The sequence below is a fragment of the Actinomyces polynesiensis genome, from assembly GCF_000820725.1.
Classification (GTDB): domain Bacteria; phylum Actinomycetota; class Actinomycetes; order Actinomycetales; family Actinomycetaceae; genus Pauljensenia; species Pauljensenia polynesiensis.
Map to the genome: position 1 here is coordinate 1 of NZ_CCXH01000119.1, position 21,221 is coordinate 21,221.

Below are 21,221 nucleotides of genomic sequence, written 5' to 3' on the forward strand. Positions count from 1 at the left end.
GGACCGGGCCCATGGGCCACACCGCGCCCGTGGACGGCACCGCGCCCGGCAGCCGGGAGGGGCGGATAGACTCCCACCGATGAGCACCCAGCACCCCACACCCCGCCACGCGGCGGACCCACGCCCCGACGACACCGATCCCACCCCGGGCCCCCTCGGCCAGGCCGCGCGTCGCGGTCCCCTCCGCGAGGGCGACCGGGTCCAGGTGCGCGACCCCAAGGGCCGCCTCCACACGATCGTCCTGGTCGCGGGGGGTCGCTTCCAGACCAACCGGGGGCCCCTGGCCCACGACGACCTCATCGGGCTGCCCGACGGTCAGGTCGTGCGCACGGAGGGGGGCCGCGAGTTCCAGGTCCTGCGACCGCTCCTCTCCGACTACGTGATGTCCATGCCACGCGGGGCGGCCGTCGTCTACCCCAAGGACGCGGGCACCATCGTCCAGATGGGGGACATCTTCCCCGGCGCCACCGTTGTTGAGGCGGGGGTCGGCTCCGGAGCGCTCTCCCTCTCGTTGCTCGACGCGGTGGGGGAGGGAGGCCATCTGCTCTCGGTGGAGCGACGCGGCGACTTCGCCGACATCGCGGCCGCGAATGTGGACCTGTGGTTCGGCCGACGCCACCCCGCGTGGGAACTGCGGGTGGGGGATGTGGCCGACGTCCTGGATGACCAGCGCCCCGGCAGTGTGGACCGGGTCGTCCTCGACATGCTCGCCCCCTGGGAGAACGTCGCGGCGGTGGCGCGCGCCCTCGTGCCCGGCGGGGTGCTCACCTGCTACGTCGCCACCGTCACCCAGCTGTCACGACTGGTGGAGGACCTCCGGTCGAGCGGCTCCTTCACCGAGCCCGTCGCCTGGGAGACCCTCCAGCGTGAGTGGCACCTGGAGGGCCTGGCGGTGAGGCTCGAGCACCGGATGGTCGCCCACACCGGTTTCCTCCTCACCGCCCGCAGGCTGGCCCCCGGGGTCAGCCCACAGGGTGTGGACCGCCGCCCCGCCAAGGCCTCCGACGGCCTGGGCGGCATGTGGGACGAGGAGGAGTCCTGGAGCGAGGAGGCGGTGGGCGCACGCACCCCCTCCGACAAGAAGGTCCGTCGGGTGCGCCGCGACGTGCAGGCGCGCGCCGCCCACTGGGTGGGGGACGCGGAGGTCACCGGGGGACCCGTTGAGGGGACACCGCCCGACGAGGGCGACCCGACCGATCCGGTGGCCTGAGCACCACCCGTGTGAACATCACCACTGCGCCGGGCCCGGGCCGGGACATGGACCCGCCGGGCCGCCCCGGCGCGCTGGATCTACCGTTGGACCTGTCCGGAGGAAGGGGAGTCGTGGGGGAGTCGTACAGCGAAAGCCGCATCGAGGAGATGCAGCGCACGGTCGTGTCCCTGGAGGGGAAGAACGAGCGCCTGACGCGCGCCCTGACCACGGCGCGCACCCAGCTCCTCCAGATGCAGGACCAGCTCCAGCAGGTCAACCGCCCGCCCCTGACGCTGGCCACCTTCGTGGCGGCGGACGCGGACACGCGTGAGCTGGAGGCCGTCGTCCAGGGGCGTCACATGCGCCTCGCCGCAGCGCCCTCCCTCGACCTGAGCTCCCTCTCCGCGGGACAGCTGGTGCGCGTCGACGACAAGATGGTCGCCGTCGACCCCGACGGCTTCGCCCGCAACGGCACCCTGGCCTCCGTGCTGGAGGTGGTCGGTGCCGACCGGGTCCTCGTCGGCCTGGAGGGGGGTCAGGAACACCTGGTCCTGCTCGCCGGGCCGCTGCGCCACGGGAACCTGCGACCCGGGGACTCCGTCCTGGTGGACCTGCGCACGGGCTACGCCCTGGAGCGCGTCGTGCGCTCCGACGTCGAGCAGCTCCTCACCCCCGAGGTCCCCGACGTCTCCTACGACGACATCGGCGGCCTGGACGCGCAGATCCAACAGGTGCGCGACGCCATCGAGATGCCCTTCCGCCACCCCGAGCTGTACCGGGTCTACGGCCTGCGCCCCCCCAAGGGCATCCTCCTGTACGGCCCGCCCGGCTCGGGCAAGACCCTCATCGCCAAGGCCGTCGCGAACTCCCTGTCCCACGCGGACTCCGGCGCCCGGACGTACTTCCTGTCGATCAAGGGCCCCGAACTCCTCAACAAGTTCGTCGGGGAGACCGAACGCCAGATCCGGGCGATCTTCGCGAGGGCCCGAGCCCTGGCCTCCACCGACGTGCCCGTGGTCGTCTTCTTCGACGAGATGGAGGCCCTGTTCCGCACGCGGGGCTCCGGGATCTCCTCCGACGTGGAGACCATGATCGTCCCCCAGCTCCTCGCGGAGATGGACGGGGTGGAGTCCCTCGACAACGTGGTGATCATCGGCGCCTCCAACCGCGCGGACATGATCGACCCCGCCGTCCTGCGTCCCGGGCGCCTCGACGTGCGCATCCGGGTCGACCGTCCCGACCGGGCGGGTGCCCGTGACATCTTCTCCAAGTACCTCACCGACGACCTCCCGGTCTCCCCGGCCGAGGTCGAGCGCCACGGCTCGGTCGGGGCGGCCCTGCGCGCCATGACCGAACAGGCGCTGGAGCGCCTCTACGCCCAGGACGACACGACCGCGCTCTTCGACGCGACCTTCGCCTCGGGGACGACGCGGCGGATCCACCTCAGCGACATCGTCTCCGGCGCCCTCATCGCCGGGACGGTGGAGCGGGCCAAGAAGCACGCCATCAAGGACACGCTGCGCGGGGGGATCCAGGGCCTCGCCGCCGTGCACGTCCTCGCCGGTGTCGACGAGGAGATGCGTGAGTCGATGGAGCTCGCCCGCACCTCCTCGCCCCAGGACTGGGCCCGCACCATCGGGTTGCGTGAGGACGTCACGGCGGTCACGCCGCTGAGGGAGGGGGAGCGATGAGCGTGCGACGCATCATCGGCACCGAGACGGAGTACGGGATCTACCGTCCCGGCGACCCCTGGGCGAACGCGGTGGCGATGTCCGCGGAGGCGGTGGCCGCCTACGCGCGGATCTCCCGCGAGGGCGAGCCGGTGCGCTGGGACTACACGGGGGAGGACCCCCTCAACGACCTGCGGGGCCACCGGATGGACCGGGCGGCCGTCGACCCGTCCCTGTTGACCGATGACCCCTACCACCTGGCGCCCTCCGGGGGCACCGAGGAGCTCTCGCGTCCCACCGCGGAGGAACTCGCCCTCCCCCAGGCCACCAACGCCGTCCTGCGCAACGGGGCGAGGCTCTACGTCGACCACGCCCACCCCGAGTACTCCGCGCCCGAGACCACGAACCCCCGCGACGCCGTCCTGTGGGACCGCGCCGGTGAGGTCGTCGCCCGCAGGATCATGGAGGAGGTCGCGCGCGCGGGGGACCCGCCCCTCGTCCTCGTCAAGAACAACACCGACGGCAAGGGTGCCGCCTACGGCACCCACGAGAACTACCAGGTCCAGCGCCTCGTGGACCTCGACGACCTCGTCCGGGGGCTCACCCCCTTCATGGTGACCCGCCCGGTCCTGTGCGGTTCCGGGAGGGTCGGCATCGGACAGCGCTCGGAGGTCGCGGGCTTCCAGGTCTCCCAGCGTGCGGACTTCGTCGAGAACGAGGTCGGCCTCGAGACGACCTTCAACCGGCCGATCATCAACACCCGCGACGAGCCCCATGCGGACCCCGCGCGCTTCCGCCGCCTCCACGTGATCAACGGGGACGGGAACATGTTCGACGTCTCCACCTTCCTGCGCCTGGGGACGACCTCACTGGTGCTGTGGGCCATCGAACAGGGCATCGGCATGGAGTGGGACGCCCTGTCCATGTCCGACCCCGTCCAGGAGACCTGGCAGGTCTCCCACGACCCCGACCTCACCCACCGCATCTCCGTGGCCGGTGGGAGGGCCTACACCGCCCCCGAGCTCCAGCAGGTCTACCTCGACCTCGTCCTCGCCACCCACGACCGACTCGGCACCACCCCCGACGCGGCCGAGCGCGAGGTGCTCGACACCTGGCAGTCCGTCCTCGACCGCATGCGCTCCGACCTGTGGAGTGTGGCCACCGAGGTCGAGTGGGTGGCGAAGTACCAGCTGACCTCCCGCCAGCGCGAGAGGCTCGGCACCGACTGGACCGACCCCCGCCTGGCGGCCATCGACCTGCAGTGGTCCGACCTGCGTCCCGACCACGGACTGGTCACGCGCCTGTCCCGGGCCGGTCGTGTGCGGCGCCTCTTCACCGATGCGCAGGTCGAGGCGGCGGCCGACACACCCCCGGGTGACACCCGGGCCTGGGTACGGGGCCGCGCGGTGGCCACCGTGCCCGGTCTCGTGAAGGCGTCCTGGACCTCGCTGGTGACGGACGAGCCCGGCCGCGACCGATTGGTCAGGCGCCCCATCCCGGAGGCGGGGGGCGTGGACGCGGCACTGGCGGACCTGGTCGAGTCGGGCCGGGTCATCGACGACTGAGCGTGGGCGCGGCCCACGGAAGGGAGACAGACATGTCCAACACACAGGTGCACGCGGGGTCCGGTGGCGGCGACGAGCCCGAGGACGAGGGCGGCCAGGTCCAGGCCGAGGTCGCCTCCATCGACGACCTCCTCGACCAGATCGACTCCGTGCTGGAGAACAACGCGGAGTCCTTCGTGCAGGGGTTCGTCCAGAAGGGCGGCCAGTGAGGTGAGGAGACGGGTCGTCGGGATCGAGACCGAGTACGGGCTGAACGCCGCGTCCACCGACGGTGGTCCGTCCCCGCTGGACGCGGACCGTGCGGCGAGGTACCTGTTCGACCCGCTGCTGCACCGGGGACGGTCCTCGAACCTGTTCCTGCGCAACGGCGGGCGCCTCTACCTCGACGTCGGTTCCCACCCCGAGTACGCGACCGCCGAGTGCGACCGGCTCGAGGACCTCCTCGCCCAGGACCGCGCCGGATCCGTCATGCTCGCGGACCTGGCGACGCAGGGTGACCTCGCGATGGCCGCCGACGGGATCCACGCGCGCCTGCACCTCTTCCGCAACAACCTGGACGCCCAGGGCAACTCCTTCGGCTGCCACGAGAACTACCTCCTCCACCGTCGGCGTGACTTCCGGGAGGTCGCGGACGCCCTCGTCGCCTTCTTCATCACCCGCCAGGTGCTCACCGGGTCAGGTCACGTCCGCACCGTCTCGGGCCGGACGACGTACTGCTTCTCCCAGCGGGCCGACCAGATGTGGGACGCGGTCTCCTCCGCGACGACGCGCTCGCGCCCGATCATCAACACCCGTGACGAACCGTTGGCCGACTCCGGTTCCTACCGGCGCATGCACGTCATCGTCGGGGACACCAACGTCGCAGAGCCGACCACGGCGCTCAAGACGGGCGCCACCGAACTCCTCCTCTCGGCGGTCGAGGACGGGCTGCGCATCCAGGACCTCGCCCTGGCAGAACCCATGCGCGCGATCCGCGAGGTCAACGCCGACCTCACCGGGCGCGTGCGCGTGGAACTCGCCGACGGGCGGGAGATGACCGCCGCGCAGGTGCAGCGCGAGATCCGCACGCGGGTCCTCGACCACACCGACACCGGCGCCCTCGACGACCTCCACCGCTACGTCGTCGACCTGTGGGGACGCGGCATCGACGCCGTCGACTCCGGTGACTGGTCCGGTGTGGACACCGAACTGGACGTGGCCATCAAGCGCCGTCTGCTGGAGTCCTACGCACGCCGCGCCGGCACCACCCTGGCCGACCCGCGGGTCGCGCGCCTGGAACTGGGCTACCACGACATCACCGCCGAGGGCCTGCGCCCCCGCATGGAGACCACCGGCCTCATGCGTCGCCTCACGACGGAGGACCAGGTGACCACCGCCGTCACCACACCACCGGCCACCACGCGCGCCGCGCTGCGCGGGCGGGTCATCGGGGCGGCGGAGGACGCGCGGCGTGACCTCACGGCGGACTGGGTGCACCTGCGCCTCGACGACCAGGCCACCCAGCCGCTCTCCCTGCAGGACCCCCTCTCCCACGAGGACCCGCGCGTGGACGCCCTGGCCGAGCGGATCCTCGGACAGACCCCGACCCTGCCCGCATGAGCACCCCGCTCCCACCGGGTGTCCCGGGCAGGCGCGCCAGGCACGGCGGCGCCCACGCGCGCGCAGCCGGAACCGGAGGGACGACCGGCGAGGGGAGCACAGGAGGTACCGGGACCACGGAGGGGACCGGACGCACGCGGCGTGCCGGGCGATCGCGGGACCCGGGGCGACCGCGCCGTCGGTGGGGGCGCCTGCTCCTGGCCGCAGCCCTCGTGCTCCTCCTGCTCGGTCTGGGGACCACGGCGGTGCTCCACACGGGACTGGGCCGGGGCGGATCCCAGTCCGCCCAGGAGTCCGGGTCCGTCCTCGACGAGGTGAGCGTCTCCGGGAGGGTCGGGGCCACCCCTGTCCTCACCCTCACCGCCCCCCTGGAGGTCACCGGGGAGAAGTACCGCGAGGTGGAGACGGGCACCGGGCGCACCATCACCGAGGGATCCCCCGTGGTGCTGTCCATCACGGCCTTCGACGGGACCGACGGGACCATCCTGTCCACGGGTGCCCGGCCGCGGACCACTGCGGCGCTGGCCGGGTCCGGCGAGATCGACGACCTGCTCGACCGCGCGGTGACGGGCAGGACCGAGGGCAGCCGGCTGGTCTTCGTGCGTGCGATCGCCGCTGCGGACGCCGCAACGGGGGAGTCCGGTGTGGAGGTCGACGTCGTGGACATCCTGCCCTCCGTCGCCAGCGGACAGGCCGTCGACGTCCCCTCCGACGCCCCGGTCACCGTGGCCCTGGGGGACGGGGGCCCCATGCCCTCCCACGGGAAGGACGCCCCCGACGGCCTCGTCACCCAGTTGCTGGTCCGCGGCGAGGGTCCGCAGGTGCGCCAGGGCGACCGGGTGGTGGCGCAGTTCTCCATCACCGGGTGGAGCGACGGCGTCGTGCGGGACTCGACCTGGGAGACGGGGCTGCCACGTGTCATCGACCTGTCCACTGCCATGCCCGGCCTGGCGGAGGCACTGGTCGACCAGCGCGTGGGCTCGCGCGTGGTCGTGACGCTCCCGCCCGAACTCGCCACCGGGGACGACACACTCATCGCGGTCATCGACGTGCTCGGGACCTCACCGGGGACCGGCACCGGCACGGAGGATGGTCCGGCCGACGGTGGCACCGGGCAGTCCGGATAGGATCGCCCCATGCCAGTCGCACTCCGCATCATCCCCTGCCTCGACGTCGACGCCGGCCGCGTCGTCAAGGGGGTGAACTTCGAGAACCTGCGCGACGCGGGCGACCCCGTCGAGCTCGCCCGACGCTACTCGGAGGAGGGCGCCGACGAGATCACCTTCCTCGACGTGTCGGCCTCCTCGCAGGGACGCGCGACCATGCTCGACGTGGTGTCCGCGACCGCCGAGCAGGTCTTCGTCCCCCTGACGGTGGGGGGCGGGGTGCGCAGCGTCGAGGACGTGGCCACGCTGCTGGCCCACGGGGCGGACAAGGTGGGTGTCAACACGGCCGCCATCGCCGACCCCACGCTGATCTCCCGGGTCACCGACCGCTTCGGGGACCAGGTCCTCGTGCTCTCCGTGGACGCCCGACGCTGCCCGCCCGGGGTCGCCACGGCCTCCGGTTTCGAGGTCACCACCCACGGGGGGCGGCGCTCGACCGGCATCGACGCCCTCGAGTGGGCGCACCGCGCGGAGGGACTGGGCGCCGGGGAGATCCTCCTGAACTCCATGGACGCCGACGGTGTCCGCCACGGCTTCGACGTGGAGATGCTGCGTGCGGCCCGTGAGGTCGTGGGCATCCCGGTCATCGCCTCGGGTGGGGCGGGGAAGGTCGGGGACTTCGTCGAGGCGGCCCGGACCGGCGCGGACGCCGTGCTCGCCGCGTCCGTCTTCCACTTCGGGACCCTGGGCATCGGGCAGGTCAAGCAGGCCCTCGACGAGGCCGGTTTCCCCGTCCGCCTGTGAGGGAGGCGGCGCCCTCGTCGGTGCGGGGGACCGCTGTCTCTGGACGCCGGATGCGGCCCCGGCACCGCAGGTGGGAGGATGTCGGGCGTGAGCCTCGACCCCGACATCGCCTCCCGCCTCAAGCGGGACCCCGCCGGTCTCGTCGCCGCGGTCGTCCAGCAGTACGACACCCGTGAGGTGCTGATGGTCGGCTGGATGGACGACGAGGCCCTCCACCGCACACTCACCACGGGACGCGTGACCTTCTGGTCCCGGTCCCGCCGGGAGTACTGGCGCAAGGGCGACACCTCGGGGCACCTCCAGTGGGTGCGCTCGGTCAGCCTGGACTGCGACGGGGACGCCCTCCTCGTCGAGGTCGTCCAGGTCGGCGCCGCCTGCCACACCGGGGCCCGCAGCTGCTTCGAGGCCGGGGGAGACCTCGGCGCGGTGGTCGGTGAGCCCGCATGAGCGCGACCGACACCCCCGTCGGCCCCTCCGGCATCGAGTGGGGCGGCACCTGGCCCGACCGGGCGACCTTCCGTGACCTGGCACGCACGCGCCGGGTCATCCCGGTGGCGCGACGCGTCCTCGCCGACGAGCTGAGCGCCGTCGGCGTCTACCGGCAACTCGCCGGGGGCCGCACCGGCACCTACATCCTGGAGTCCGCCGAGCACGACGGCAGCTGGGGCCGGTGGTCCTTCATCGGGGCAGCATCTGCCGGTGCGATCACCGCCCGCGGCGGCCGGGCCTCCTGGAGTGGGTCCCGCCCGCGGGGTTCCCTCGCCGAGGGGACCCTCCTCGAGGTCCTCCACTCCGCCCTGGCCACCCTGCGCACGGACCCGGTCCCCGGCCTGCCGCCCCTCACCGGGGCCCTGGTGGGCTCCCTGGGCTGGGGCATCATCCCCGAGTGGGAGCCCACCCTGGCACCGACCGCGCCCCGGGAGGTCGACGTCCCCGACGCCTCACTGTGCTTGGCCAGCGAGGTCGCCGCCATCGACCACTCCGACGGCTCCCTGTGGCTCATCGCCATCGCCTGGAACATGGACGGGTCCGACGAGGGCGTGGACCGCGCCTACGAGGGTGCCCTCGGACGCCTCGACGACATGACCCGGCGCATGTCGCACCCGATCCGCCCCGCCGTGCTCGGACTGCGCGGACTGGCGGGGCCCGCCGGTTCCGGCGGGAGCCCCGCCGATCCCCCGGAGGTCCGCCACCGCACCCCGCGTGGGCGATTCGAGTCGAGCGTGGTGGCCGCCAAGGAGGCGATCCGCGACGGCGAGGTGTTCCAGGTCGTGGTCTCCCAACGCCTCGACGTCGACACCGACGCCTCGGGGCTGGACGTCTACCGTGTCCTGCGCACCGTCAATCCCTCGCCCTACATGTACTACCTGCGCCTGCCCGACGGCCACGGAGGCGAGTACGAGGTCGTCGGTTCCTCACCGGAGACACTCATGCGCACCGAGGGGCGGAGGGTGTGGACCTTCCCGATCGCCGGATCGCGTCCCCGCGGCGCGACCTCCGCCGAGGACCGACGCCTCGCCGAGGACCTCCTGGCGGACCCCAAGGAGCTCTCCGAGCACGTCATGCTCGTCGACCTGGCACGCAACGACCTCTCGAAGGTGTGCGACCCGGCCAGCGTGGAGGTGTCCACGCTCATGGAGGTCAAGCGCTTCTCCCACATCCAGCACATCTCCTCCACGGTGACGGGGACGCTGCGCGAGGGGGTGGACGCCCTGGACTGCCTGGTCGCGACCTTCCCGGCGGGCACGCTCTCCGGCGCCCCCAAGCCGCGTGCCATCCGCATCATCGACGAACTCGAGCCGGCGGCGCGCGGTGTCTACGGCGGGGTGGTGGGCTACTTCGACCTCTCCGGGGACGCCGACCTCGCGATCGCCATCCGGACCGCGTGCCTGGTGGACGGGACCGCCTCCGTGCAGGCAGGGGCGGGACTCGTGGCGGATTCCGTTCCCGCCACGGAGTACCAGGAGACCCGCAACAAGGCGGCCGCGGCACTCGGGTCCGTCCTGCGGGCCTCACAACTCGACACCATCGCAACCACACAGGGCCGGGACGGGGAGCGTCCCCCCGGGTCACCGAGCCCGGGCGCCGACGGTCCCCACCCCCGGGAGGCCAGCGGATTCGGGCCCGGATGATGGGCCCGATTCGGGGCGGGGACGGTTCGCGGCTAGCATCGGGACAACCACGCATGAGGGGAGTGATGGCCATGAGCGTGCTCGACGACATCATCGCCGGAGTGCTGGAGGACCTGCACGACCGCGAGTCCCTGGTCTCCATGGACGACCTCAAGGTGCGCGCGCGCCGCGCCCCCGAGGCCCGTGACGTCGTGGCCGCCATGCGAGCCCAGGACGGTGCGGTCTCGATCATCTCCGAGGTCAAGCGCTCCTCCCCGTCGAAGGGGGCACTGGCCACCATCGACGACCCGGCCGCCCTCGCCTCCGTCTACGAGGACGCCGGGGCGGGCGTCATCTCGGTGCTCACGGAGCGTCGACGGTTCCACGGATCCCTGGCGGACCTCGACGCGGTGCGCGCGGCGGTGGACATCCCCGTCCTGCGCAAGGACTTCGTGGTCACGCCCTACCAGGTCCACGAGGCCCGCGCCCACGGGGCGGACATGGTGCTCCTCATCGTGGCGGCCCTGGAGCAGACCGCCCTCGTGTCCCTGCTCGAGCGGGTGGAGTCCCTCGGCATGACGGCCCTGGTCGAGACCCATTCACGCCTCGAGGCCCTGCGGGCCCTGGACGCGGGGGCCAGGGTGGTGGGCGTGAACGCCCGCGACCTGACCACCCTGCAGGTGGACCGCTCCACCATCGAGCAGGTCATCGACGTCGTCCCCGAGGAGGTCATCGCGGTGGCCGAATCGGGCGTGCGGACCCCCCACGACGTCTTCGAGTACGCGAGGTGGGGTGCCGACGCGGTACTCGTCGGGGAGGCACTGGTGACGTCGGGGGACCCCGACGCCGCACTGAGGGACATGGTGAGCGCGGGGCAGCACCCGGCCCTGCGCACGGACCGCAAGGCGCGCGTGCGCGCCGCGAGGCAGGAGGACTGACGTGGCACTGGCGGACAGCGCGGGGCCGTACTTCGGGGAGTTCGGGGGACGATTCGTCGCCGAGTCCCTGATGGGCACGCTGGAGGAGCTCGACCGCACCTGGCAGCGACTCTGGCACGACCCCGACTTCCGCACGCGCCTGGACACCCTGCTGCGGGACTACGCGGGCCGGCCCTCCCTGCTGACCGAGGCGCACCGCTTCGCCGAGGACCTCGGCGGGGTGCGGGTCTTCCTCAAGCGCGAGGACCTCAACCACACGGGGTCCCACAAGATCAACAACGTCCTCGGCCAGGCGCTGCTCACCCAGGAGCTCGGCAAGACCCGCATCATCGCGGAGACCGGGGCGGGACAGCACGGTGTCGCCACGGCCACCGCCGCGGCACTGCTCGGCCTGGACTGCACGATCTACATGGGGCGCGAGGACACCGAGCGGCAGCACCTCAACGTCGCACGCATGCAGATGCTCGGCGCCGAGGTCGTGGCGGTCACCCAGGGTTCGCAGACCCTCAAGGACGCCATCAACGAGGCGTTCCGCGACTGGGTCACCAATGTGGACTCCACCAACTACGTCTTCGGCACGGCCGCCGGCCCGCACCCGTTCCCCACGCTCGTGCGCGACCTCCAGCGCGTCATCGGGGACGAGGCACGCTCCCAGGTCCTCGGCCTCACCGGGCGACTGCCCGACCTCGTCTGCGCCTGCGTGGGCGGCGGGTCCAACGCGATCGGCACGTTCACCGCGTTCCTCGACGACGAGGACGTCGCCCTCCTCGGCTGCGAGGCAGGGGGGGACGGCTTCGACACCGGCCGTCACGCGGCGTCGATCACGGGCGGCGAGGTCGGGGTGCTCCACGGGGCACGCTCCTTCCTCCTCCAGGAACGCGACGGCCAGACGAAGCCCTCCCACTCGATCTCCGCGGGTCTGGACTACCCGGGGGTCGGGCCCGAGCACTCGTGGCTCGCGCGGACGGGTCGGGCCCACTACGTGCCCGTGGACGACGCCGCGGCCATGGACGCCTTCCTGCTGCTCTCGCGCACCAGGGCATCATCCCGCCATCGAGTCCGCCCAGCCCTGGCCGGTGCGCGGGCCTGGGCCCTGGAGAAGGCGGAGGAGGGACCCTTCGAGCCGGGTCACGAGCCGATCGTGCTGGTGTGCGTGTCGGGAAGGGGCGACAAGGACGTGGACACGGCAGCCACGTGGTTCGGGCTCGGTGAGGCGACACTTCAGGTCATCGATCCCAGCGCGGGCGCCGACGGCGTCCGCAGGGACGGGGATGCGACGGATGGACGGGCATGACTCGGGCGGGTTCCAGCGCGGCGGCGATCGACGCCGCCCATGCACGTGGCGACGCGGCGCTCATCGGATACCTCCCCGTCGGGTTCCCGACGGTGGAGACCTCCATCCGGGCGGGCAAGGTGCTCGCCGATGCGGGGTTCGACGTCCTCGAGCTCGGCTTCCCCTACTCGGACCCCGGCATGGACGGACCCACCATCCAGCGCGCCACCGTGTCCGCCCTCGAGCACGGCACGCACCTGGAGGACCTCTTCCACGCCGTCGACGAGCTCACCGCCCACGGGCTGTCGACGGTCTCCATGACCTACTGGAACCCCGTCGAGTGGTACGGGGTGGAGCGATTCGCCCATGACTTCGCCGCCGTCGGCGGCGCAGGGCTGGTCACCCCGGACCTCCCGCCCGAGGAGGGCGGGGAGTGGGAGCGCGCCGCCTCGCGGGAGGGCCTCGAGCGCATCTACCTGGTGGCCCCCTCCTCCCCGGAGCACCGCCTGCGCCTCATCGCCGAGCACTCCGAGGGATGGGTCTACGCGGCCTCCACGATGGGTGTCACCGGGGCGAGGTCGACCGTGGACGACCACGCCCGCACCCTGGTGGCGCGCACCCGTGGGGCCGGCGCCGAGCGCGTGTGCGTCGGCCTCGGCGTGTCCTCCGGGGAGCAGGCACGCGACATCGCCTCCTTCGCCGACGGGGTGATCGTGGGATCCGCCCTCGTGCGCACGCTCTTCGAGGAGGACACCGACCGGGCGCTGCGGAACCTCGACGCCCTCGCACGCGACCTCGTCTCCGGTGTGCGCGGAGCCTCCTGGAGGAGCCGGTGACCTTTCCCACGGCGATCCCCTCGCCCGGACAGGGCGTCTGGTACCTGGGCCCCCTCCCGCTGCGCGCCTACGGCATCCTCATCGTCTGCGGGATGGTCGTGGCCGTGTGGATCACCACACGTCGCTACGCGGCACGCGGAGGGGACCCGGAGTTGGTCACCACCATGGCCATGTGGGCGATCCCCTTCGGGATCGTCGGCGCCCGCATCTACCACGTCATCACCTCGCCCGAGGCGTACTTCGGACCCGGGGGCAACCCCCTGCAGGCGCTGGAGATCTGGAAGGGCGGCCTGGGCATCTGGGGTGCGGTGGCCCTGGGCGCCGTCGGCGCCTGGATGGCGGTGCGACGGGCCGGGCAGCGCATGGGCCCGATGGCGGACTCCGTCGCGCCCGCACTGCTGGTCGCGCAGGCGATCGGGCGCTGGGGCAACTGGTTCAACCAGGAGCTCTTCGGCGCACCGACGACCCTCCCGTGGGGCCTGAGGATCGACGCGCAGCACCTCCCGGCGGGGTACGCGGAGGGCACGCTCTTCCAGCCCACCTTCCTCTACGAGTTCCTGTGGAACCTGGCGATGGCCGGCCTCATCGTGCTGGCGGACCGCCGTCACCGTTTCCGTTCCGGTCAGGTGTTCGCGCTCTACCTCATGTCCTACACGCTGGGGCGCGGATGGATCGAGATGCTGCGCATCGACGACGCCCAGCACATCCTGGGACTGCGGCTCAACGTGTGGACCTCGATCCTGGTGTCCATCGGGGGAGTGGTGCTCTACCTGGTCGCCGGGCGCATCGGGGCACCGACCCGTGTCCTGCCCTCCGAGCGGCCCGGGGCGGACGGGAGCGCCGGGGGTACCGGTGGGACGGGAGCGGGGGACGCCGCCCCCAGCGCCGCAGAGGTCGCCGACCCCACAGGGTCGGAGCCCGGCACGACCACCTCCGCGGAGTCCCTCCCGGGACACCCCGCGGCCAGTGACGAACCGGACACCTCGGTTCCTCAGCGGCCGTCACCCGCGGAGGACCCGGCCCCGGGGCGGGCCGATGGTCCCACCCACAACGACCCGGGATCCCCGCGGGGCACGGGCGACCGGTAGACTGGCCCCATGCGCCGAGCGAAAATCGTATGCACACTGGGACCTGCGACGGAGTCCCCCGAACAGGTCCAGGCACTCGTGGACGCCGGGATGGACGTGGCGCGGATCAACCGCTCCCACGGGACGGCCGCCGAGCAGGAGGTCGTCATCGAGCGGATCCGCCGAGCAGCGGCCACCTCCGGCCGCGCGATCGCCATCCTCGTCGACCTCCAGGGCCCCAAGATCCGCCTCGAGACCTTCAAGGACGGCCCCCAGTACCTCGAGGTGGGGGACACCTTCACCATCACCACCGATGACGTCGAGGGCACCAAGGAGAGGGTCGGGACGACCTTCAAGGGCCTGCCCGGGGACTGCCGCCCCGGGGACCGCCTCCTCATCGACGACGGCAACGTCGCGGTCCGCGTCACCGAGGTGACCTCCACCGACGTCGTCACCCGCGTCGAGGTGCCCGGGTACGTCTCCGACCACAAGGGCCTCAACCTCCCCGGCGTGGCGGTGTCCGTGCCGGCCCTGTCCGAGAAGGACCGGGAGGACCTGCGCTGGGGGCTGAGGATCGGGTGCGACTTCATCGCCCTGTCCTTCGTGCGCAGCGCCGTCGACATCGAGGACGTGCACAAGATCATGGACGAGGAGGGCATTCGCCGTCCCGTCATCGCCAAGATCGAGAAGCCCCAGGCCGTCGATGCCCTCGAGGAGATCGTCGACGCCTTCGACGGGATCATGGTCGCCCGCGGCGACCTCGGGGTCGAGATGCCCCTCGAGGTCGTGCCGCTGGTCCAGAAGAGGGCGATCGAGCTGGCCCGTCGACAGGCGAAGCCCGTCATCGTCGCCACCCAGGTGCTCGAGTCGATGATCAAGAACCCGCGGCCCACGAGGGCGGAGGCGTCCGACTGCGCCAATGCGATCCTCGACGGTGCCGATGCGGTGATGCTCTCCGGTGAGACCTCCGTCGGTGCCTACCCCATCGAGGCCGTGCGCACCATGGCCCGCATCATCGAGAACACGGAGGAGAACGGCGGGGAGCGGATCGCACCCCTGGGAGCCTTCGTGGTGGACCGCGCCGCCGTGATCTGCCAGGCTGCCGCCGCAGTGGGGGAGCGCCTGGACACCAAGTTCCTCGTCACGTTCACGCAGTCGGGTTCCACCGCTCGACGCATGTCCCGCCTGCGCAGCCCGATCCCGATGCTGGCCTTCACGCCCCTGGAGGAGACGAGGCGCCAGCTGGCGCTGTCCTGGGGCATCCAGACCTACCGTGTCCCGGAGGTCACCCACACCGACGACATGGTCTGGCAGGTCGACCAGGTCGCCCAGTCCGCCCGCCTCGCGGAGGTCGGCGACGAACTGGTGCTCGTGGCCGGCATGCCGCCGGGGACCTCAGGGTCCTCGAACCTGATCCGTGTGCACACGGTCGGCGACCAGGTCGACTACTCGATCGGCGGCGCACACCGCTGATCCCGGACACCGGGCAGGATGCGGGAGGGCGGCACCCCACCAGGGGCGCCGCCCTCCCGCGTTCCGGTCACGCCAGCCCACACCCTGCGGTTCGGACGCGGCAGCCCGGACCCGTGGGCAGGTCCCCTCAGCCGTGTCTCGCGGCCGGGCCCCGTACGCACGTCCCCGCAGGTCCGGCCCCCGCGGCCGGGCCCCGAACGGTGTGAGTCCCTCCACACCCGCTTGCCATCGAGTTGGGTCTGTGGGAATAATGGATTGCCGGTCGCGTTGTGACTGGCAGGGTCCTGGAGTGTTCCCGAAGTCGGGAACGCACGGGACACCCCGACGTTGGCCACCGACGGTTGCCTGTGCTCCATCTGCACATACCCCGGCGGCATCTGAGGAAGAGGAAGAAGAAGAGAAGAATGCACATGCAGAAGAACAACCGAATGATCGACCGGGCGGCAACGGTGTCCGTCCATGACAGGTTCAGCGGACGACAGGCCAACAACCTGTTCGCCGATCAGCTGCCGGAGGCCGTGCGCCCCTGGTTCGACGACTGGACCGACGCGGGCATCGAGTCCGCCATCGAGGCCCTGCGGGAGCCCGGCCACCGCACGCAGGCGGCCGACTACCTCGGCCTTGAACTCATCCCCGCTGCCTGACACCGATGCCCCACCGCCCTGCCGCCCGGGGCGCGGCAGGGCGAACGGTACCCCGAGTGGGATTCGAACCCACAACAAGCCGGGTTTGAGCCGACCGCCTCTGCCAATTGGGCTATCGGGGCTGCACGCCTGGGTGCCCGTCAAGGATAGGATAGCGATCGCTCCGTGAACAACCTGAGGATCCAACCATGACTGCAGATCAGACCGCACCCCGCCGCGTCCTCGTGGCTGAGGACGAGACACTCATCCGCCTCGACATCGTCGAGACGCTGACCGGTGCTGGATTCGAGGTGGTCGGGGAGGCAGTCGACGGCGAGGAAGCGGTGAAGCTCGCGCTCGAACTGGAGCCCGACCTGTGCGTCATGGACGTGAAGATGCCGAAGATGGACGGCATCACCGCCGCGGAGAGGATCCTCAAGGAGCTCTCCTGCGCGGTCGTCATGCTCACGGCGTTCAGCCAGACGGAGCTCGTGGAGCGGGCGCGCGACGCCGGGGCCATGGCCTACGTGGTCAAGCCCTTCAGCCCCGCCGACCTCATCCCCGCCGTCGAGATCGCCCTCTCACGGCACCAGGAGATCGAGTCCCTCGAGGAGGAGATCGCGGACCTGTCCGACCGTTTCGAGACGCGCAAGCGCGTCGACCGGGCCAAGGGCCTGCTCATGAAGAACATGGGCATGTCCGAGCCGGAGGCGTTCCGCTGGATCCAGAAGACCTCGATGGACCGCAGGCTGTCCATGCGGGAGGTGGCCGACGCGGTCATCGACCAGGTCGAGGACTGACCCCGGGCGACCCCACCCCGACGGTGGGGTCCTGACCCCGTGGGACGGGCCCACCACGCACCGTGCGTGGTGGGCCCGTCCCCGTCCCGGGGAACCCACGGGGCCCCCTGCGGGTCCCCGGCCCCCGGGCCCGACCGCGTCCCCGGACCCTCAGTGTGGGGCGGTCCCGCCGAGGAGCCTGTTGGTGACCCGTGCGCTCGCCACGAGCCTCCCGCCCTCGTCGCGCACCTCGACGAGGTGGACGGTGGAGGTCCCGCCCAGGTGGACGGCCGTGGCCACGGCCGTGACGGTGCCCTCCCGTGCGACCCGCAGGTGGGAGACGGACAACTCGGTCCCCACCGCCCGTTTCCGCACCCACCTGCGCGGCCCCGCGCCTGCGCCGCCAGCGAGGCGGCCGTCTCCGCGAGGGCGGCCGAGGCACCACCGTGGAGGACGCCCGCGGACTGACGGTTCCCCCCCACCGGGGCGGTCACCACCGTGCGTGACGCCGAGTGCTCGACCACCTCCATGCCCATGCGTTCCATCAGCGTGCCGGGCCAGTGCGCACCGACCAGGGTGGTCGGGGCGGGCCTGTTCGTGTCGTCGGGTGTTCCCATGGGCCCTAGGGTGTCATGTGTGACGGACACGCTGCTCATCATCGACGGCCACTCGGTGGCCTTCCGCGCCTTCTACGCCCTGCCATCGGACACGTTCCGCACGTCGACGGGCCAGTACACCAACGCGGTCTACGGATTCGTGTCCATGCTGGTGCGCCTCCTGGAGACGGAACGACCCACGCACGTGGGCGTCGCCTTCGACGTCTCGCGCCACTCCTTCCGCACGGAGGAGTACCCCGAGTACAAGGGCACCCGTGCCGAGACACCCCCGGAGTTCATCGGGCAGGTGGAGATCATCCAGGACGTCCTGTCCGCCATGGGCATCCGTTCCCTCACGAAGGACGGCTACGAGGCCGACGACATCCTCGCGACCCTCTCCACCGAGGCCGCCGCCCAGGGGTGGAGGGTGCTGGTGGCATCGGGGGACCGGGACTCCTTCCAGCTCGTCACCGACCGGGTCACCGTGCTGTACCCGGGGCAGGGTCCCGGCGACCTGCGGGAGATGACGCCCGAGGCCATCGAGGCGAAGTACGGGCTTCCCCCGCAGCGCTACCCGGAGCTCGCGGCGCTGGTGGGGGAGACCTCGGACAACCTCCCCGGCGTCCCCGGGGTCGGTCCGAAGACGGCCGCCCAGTGGATCACGAAGTTCGACGGCCTGGACAACCTCCTCGCCCACGCCGACGAGGTCGGAGGCAAGCGCGGGGAGGCGCTGCGTGAGCACCTCGAGGACGTCCGGCGCAACCGACGCCTCAACCACCTCCTCACGGACCTCGACGTGGGCGCGACGCCGCAGGACCTCCTGCGCGGCCCCACCGACCGCAGGGCCGTGGAGGACCTCTTCGACACCCTGGAGTTCACCGGCCTGCGCACCCGTGTCCTGGCCGTGGCGGACGTCGGCGTGGCGGCCGGTGCGGGGACGTCGCCCGACCGGGAGGACCCCGACGGTACCGACGAGGACGGCGCACCCGGTCCCGAGGTCACGGTCGCCGACCCGACGACGGACATCGCCGCGTGGGTGGCGGCGGCCACCACGGCGCCACTGGGACTGTGGGTGGAGGGCTCCCGGCGCCCGGCCGCCGGCGACACCGACCGCCTGGCGCTCGCCTCGGGCACCCGGGCCCTCGTGGTGGAGACCGCCTCCGTGACCCCGGCCCAGGACGAGGCGCTGTCCGTCCTGCTGCGCGACAGCGAGGACCTCGTGGTCCACGACGGGAAGGGCACCTGGCACGCCCTGCGCGGGCGCGGCTGGGACCTGCACCGGCCCGCCTTCGACGTGGAGCTGGCGGCGTACCTCCTGCGCCCCGAGCAGCGCGGTTACGACCTCGCGGCCCTCACCTCCCGCTACCTGGGTCGGGACGTGTCCGCGGTGGGGGAGGACGACGCCCTCTTCGTCCTCGACGAACTCGGCGGGGAGGAGGGGTCGGACGCCCCCAGCCCCGCGCAGCAGCGCTGCGCGGAGGCGGCCGCCACCCTGCTGGAACTGCGCGCCGCCCTCGTCCCCCTCCTGGCCGAGCAGGACGAGACGGACCTCCTCTCCATCATGGAGCTGCCCCTGCAGGGGGTGCTCGCACGCATGGAGGACACCGGGATCGCCGTGGACACGGCCGTGCTGGACCAGCTGCGCGACGAACTCGCCGCCGGGGTGGAGCGAGCCGCGACCGAGGCCTTCGCCGCGATCGGCCGCCAGGTGAACCTCTCCAGCCCCAAGCAGCTCCAGGAGGTCCTCTTCGACCAGCTGGACATGCCACGCACGAAGAAGACCAAGACCGGGTGGACCACCAATGCGGAGGCCCTCCAGGAGCTCTGGGCGCGCACGGGCCATCCCTTCCTCGAGCACCTGCTCACGCACCGGGACCGCATCAAGCTCCTCCAGATGGTGGAGACCCTGCGCGCGACGGTGGGCGTCGACCAGCGCATCCACACGACCTTCTCCCAGGTGGTGGCCGCGACGGGTCGCCTGGCCTCCTCCGACCCGAACCTGCAGAACATCCCCGCCCGCACGGCCGACGGGGTCCGCATCCGCCACGCCTTCGTCGCGGGACCGGGGTATGCGGAGCTCATGAGCGCCGACTACTCCCAGATCGAGATGCGCATCATGGCGCACCTCTCGCGCGACGCGGGGCTCATCGAGGCCTTCCGGACGGGGGAGGACCTGCACCGCACCATGGCGTCGATGGTCTTCGGGACGCCGGTCGAGGAGGTCACCCCCGAGCAGCGCACCCGCATCAAGGCCACCTCCTACGGCCTGGCCTACGGACTGTCCTCCTACGGGCTCTCCCAGCAGCTCGGCATCCCCGTGCCCGAGGCCCAGGAGCTGCGCGAACGGTACTTCGAGCGTTTCGGCGGCGTGCGCGACTACCTGGAGCGTCTCGTGTCCCAGGCCCGCCGTGACGGGTACACGCAGACGATGTTCCACCGGCGCCGCTACCTGCCCGACCTCAACTCCGACAACCGCCAACGCCGGGAGATGGCGGAGAGGGCCGCCCTCAACGCGCCCATCCAGGGGTCGGCCGCCGACATCATCAAGATTGCCATGGTCCGTGTGGACCGGGCGCTGCGCGAGGCCGGTCTGAGCTCCCGCCTCCTCCTGCAGATCCACGACGAGCTCATCATCGAGGTCTGGCCGGGGGAGTTCGACGAGGTGGAGTCCCTGGTCCGCCGCGAGATGGCGTCCCCGGTCGCGATGGACGTGGAGCTGACCGTCGCGGTGGGACGGGGCCATTCCTGGATGGAGGCGGCGCACTGAACCGGGTGCTGGACTCCGGGCGCCGGTGTCGGTAAGCTGTGCTCGGTGTGCATGGGCGCACCATGCCCTCGGGCGTGGACGTCGGGTGCCCACCGGTTCTGTCCACCCACTACTTCGTCCGTTTCGGAGAACACAACTACATGACCACCACCACTGAGCAGCCGAGCACCAGCACTCCTCAGGTTGCAGTGAACGACATCGGGTCCGAAGAGGACCTGCTGGCCGCCATCGACAAGACGATCAAGTACTTCAATGATGGCGACATCGTCGAGGGGACGGTCGTCAAGGTCGACCACGATGAGGTCCTCCTCGACATCGGCTACAAGACCGAGGGCGTCATCCTCTCCCGCGAGCTCTCCATCAAGCATGACGTCGCGCCCGAGGACGTCGTCAAGGTGGGTGACAAGATCGAGGCGCTCGTCCTCCAGAAGGAGGACAAGGAGGGCCGACTGCTCCTGTCGAAGAAGCGCGCCCAGTACGAGCGCGCCTGGGGCAAGATCGAGAAGGTCAAGGAGGAGGACGGCGTCGTCACCGGCACCGTCATCGAGGTCGTGAAGGGCGGCCTGATCCTCGACATCGGTCTGCGTGGCTTCCTCCCCGCCTCCCTGGTGGAGATGCGTCGTGTCCGCGACCTGCAGCCCTACATCGGCCGCGAGCTCGAGGCGAAGATCATCGAGCTGGACAAGAACCGCAACAACGTCGTCCTCTCGCGCCGCGCCTGGCTGGAGCAGACCCAGTCCGAGGTCCGCACGAACTTCCTGCACACCCTGCAGAAGGGTCAGGTCCGCAAGGGCACGGTCTCCTCGATCGTCAACTTCGGTG

General features: G+C 71.6%; 19 protein-coding genes and 1 tRNA gene. 18 read left to right on the forward strand and 2 right to left on the reverse strand.

Translation table 11 applies throughout. From position 1 onward, the window contains the following. The first annotated feature begins 79 nt into the window (after positions 1 to 79). From TA90_RS05640 to TA90_RS05705, 15 genes are all read left to right on the forward strand, one after another. Entirely contained in the window at positions 80 to 1,210 is a 1,131-nt protein-coding gene (locus TA90_RS05640) for a tRNA (adenine-N1)-methyltransferase (protein ID WP_082031505.1), read from the forward strand. A 149-nt stretch (positions 1,211 to 1,359) separates the two neighbouring features. After that, on the forward strand, positions 1,360 to 2,883 hold the full coding sequence (arc, locus tag TA90_RS05645; RefSeq protein WP_043535049.1) for a proteasome ATPase: 1,524 nt from the start codon (positions 1,360 to 1,362) through the stop codon (positions 2,881 to 2,883). Next, entirely contained in the window at positions 2,880 to 4,427 is a 1,548-nt protein-coding gene (gene dop / locus TA90_RS05650; RefSeq protein ID WP_043535039.1) for a depupylase/deamidase Dop, read from the forward strand. Before arc ends, dop begins: the two co-directional genes overlap by 4 nt. Positions 4,428 to 4,459: 32 nt before the next feature. Next, a complete protein-coding gene (locus TA90_RS13780; protein WP_074015317.1) occupies positions 4,460 to 4,636 on the forward strand; it encodes a ubiquitin-like protein Pup in 177 nt (58 codons plus the stop codon). Between the two features lies 1 nt (position 4,637). Beyond that, positions 4,638 to 6,026, forward strand: a complete 1,389-nt coding sequence (gene pafA / locus TA90_RS05655) for a Pup--protein ligase (RefSeq protein ID WP_043535040.1) — start codon at positions 4,638 to 4,640, stop codon at positions 6,024 to 6,026. Next, positions 6,023 to 7,153, forward strand: coding sequence for an FKBP-type peptidyl-prolyl cis-trans isomerase (locus TA90_RS05660; RefSeq protein ID WP_231550677.1), 1,131 nt, complete (start codon positions 6,023 to 6,025; stop codon positions 7,151 to 7,153). The genes pafA and TA90_RS05660 overlap by 4 nt, the downstream gene beginning before the upstream one ends. A gap of 9 nt (positions 7,154 to 7,162) precedes the next feature. Next, positions 7,163 to 7,936: an imidazole glycerol phosphate synthase subunit HisF gene (gene hisF, locus TA90_RS05665; RefSeq protein ID WP_043535041.1), complete on the forward strand. Its 774-nt coding sequence runs from the start codon at positions 7,163 to 7,165 to the stop codon at positions 7,934 to 7,936. Between the two features lie 87 nt (positions 7,937 to 8,023). After that, complete coding sequence (gene hisI, locus TA90_RS05670; protein ID WP_407921582.1) at positions 8,024 to 8,383, forward strand: phosphoribosyl-AMP cyclohydrolase; 360 nt, start codon at positions 8,024 to 8,026, stop codon at positions 8,381 to 8,383. Beyond that, positions 8,380 to 10,068: a chorismate-binding protein gene (locus TA90_RS05675; RefSeq protein ID WP_082031507.1), complete on the forward strand. Its 1,689-nt coding sequence runs from the start codon at positions 8,380 to 8,382 to the stop codon at positions 10,066 to 10,068. The genes hisI and TA90_RS05675 overlap by 4 nt, the downstream gene beginning before the upstream one ends. Positions 10,069 to 10,139: 71 nt before the next feature. Next, positions 10,140 to 10,985: an indole-3-glycerol phosphate synthase TrpC gene (trpC, locus tag TA90_RS05680; protein ID WP_043535052.1), complete on the forward strand. Its 846-nt coding sequence runs from the start codon at positions 10,140 to 10,142 to the stop codon at positions 10,983 to 10,985. A gap of 1 nt (position 10,986) precedes the next feature. Further along, complete coding sequence (gene trpB / locus TA90_RS05685; protein WP_043535043.1) at positions 10,987 to 12,279, forward strand: tryptophan synthase subunit beta; 1,293 nt, start codon at positions 10,987 to 10,989, stop codon at positions 12,277 to 12,279. Next, the gene (gene trpA, locus TA90_RS05690) at positions 12,276 to 13,094 is read left to right on the forward strand and encodes a tryptophan synthase subunit alpha (protein ID WP_043535044.1); all 819 of its coding nucleotides are present in this window, start codon (positions 12,276 to 12,278) and stop codon (positions 13,092 to 13,094) included. The genes trpB and trpA overlap by 4 nt, the downstream gene beginning before the upstream one ends. Further along, positions 13,091 to 14,182, forward strand: a complete 1,092-nt coding sequence (lgt, locus tag TA90_RS05695; RefSeq protein WP_082031508.1) for a prolipoprotein diacylglyceryl transferase — start codon at positions 13,091 to 13,093, stop codon at positions 14,180 to 14,182. The genes trpA and lgt overlap by 4 nt, the downstream gene beginning before the upstream one ends. 9 nt (positions 14,183 to 14,191) lie before the next feature. Next, positions 14,192 to 15,634, forward strand: a complete 1,443-nt coding sequence (gene pyk / locus TA90_RS05700) for a pyruvate kinase (protein ID WP_043535045.1) — start codon at positions 14,192 to 14,194, stop codon at positions 15,632 to 15,634. Positions 15,635 to 16,038: 404 nt separating this feature from the next. Beyond that, positions 16,039 to 16,278, forward strand: a complete 240-nt coding sequence (locus TA90_RS05705; RefSeq protein WP_231550678.1) for a hypothetical protein — start codon at positions 16,039 to 16,041, stop codon at positions 16,276 to 16,278. Between the two features lie 48 nt (positions 16,279 to 16,326). Here the strand turns inward: TA90_RS05705 and TA90_RS05710 are convergent. Further along, positions 16,327 to 16,400, reverse strand: a tRNA-Leu gene (locus tag TA90_RS05710). A 66-nt stretch (positions 16,401 to 16,466) separates the two neighbouring features. On the opposite strand from TA90_RS05710, the gene TA90_RS05715 reads away from it, so the two are divergent. Next, positions 16,467 to 17,057 carry an ANTAR domain-containing response regulator gene (locus TA90_RS05715; protein ID WP_043535046.1) on the forward strand — a complete coding sequence of 197 codons (591 nt, stop codon included), beginning with the start codon at positions 16,467 to 16,469 and terminating at the stop codon, positions 17,055 to 17,057. A gap of 150 nt (positions 17,058 to 17,207) precedes the next feature. On the opposite strand, the gene TA90_RS15855 is transcribed toward TA90_RS05715, so the two are convergent. Beyond that, a complete protein-coding gene (locus TA90_RS15855) occupies positions 17,208 to 17,396 on the reverse strand; it encodes a hotdog fold thioesterase (protein WP_331394260.1) in 189 nt (62 codons plus the stop codon). Between the two features lie 255 nt (positions 17,397 to 17,651). Here TA90_RS15855 and polA point away from each other — a divergent pair, with 255 nt between their 5' ends. Both polA and TA90_RS05730 read left to right on the forward strand, forming a co-directional pair. Then, on the forward strand, positions 17,652 to 20,399 hold the full coding sequence (gene polA, locus TA90_RS05725) for a DNA polymerase I (RefSeq protein ID WP_187120097.1): 2,748 nt from the start codon (positions 17,652 to 17,654) through the stop codon (positions 20,397 to 20,399). Between the two features lie 140 nt (positions 20,400 to 20,539). After that, on the forward strand, positions 20,540 to 21,221 hold a 682-nt coding region (locus tag TA90_RS05730; protein WP_043535055.1), incomplete at its 3' end, for a S1 RNA-binding domain-containing protein.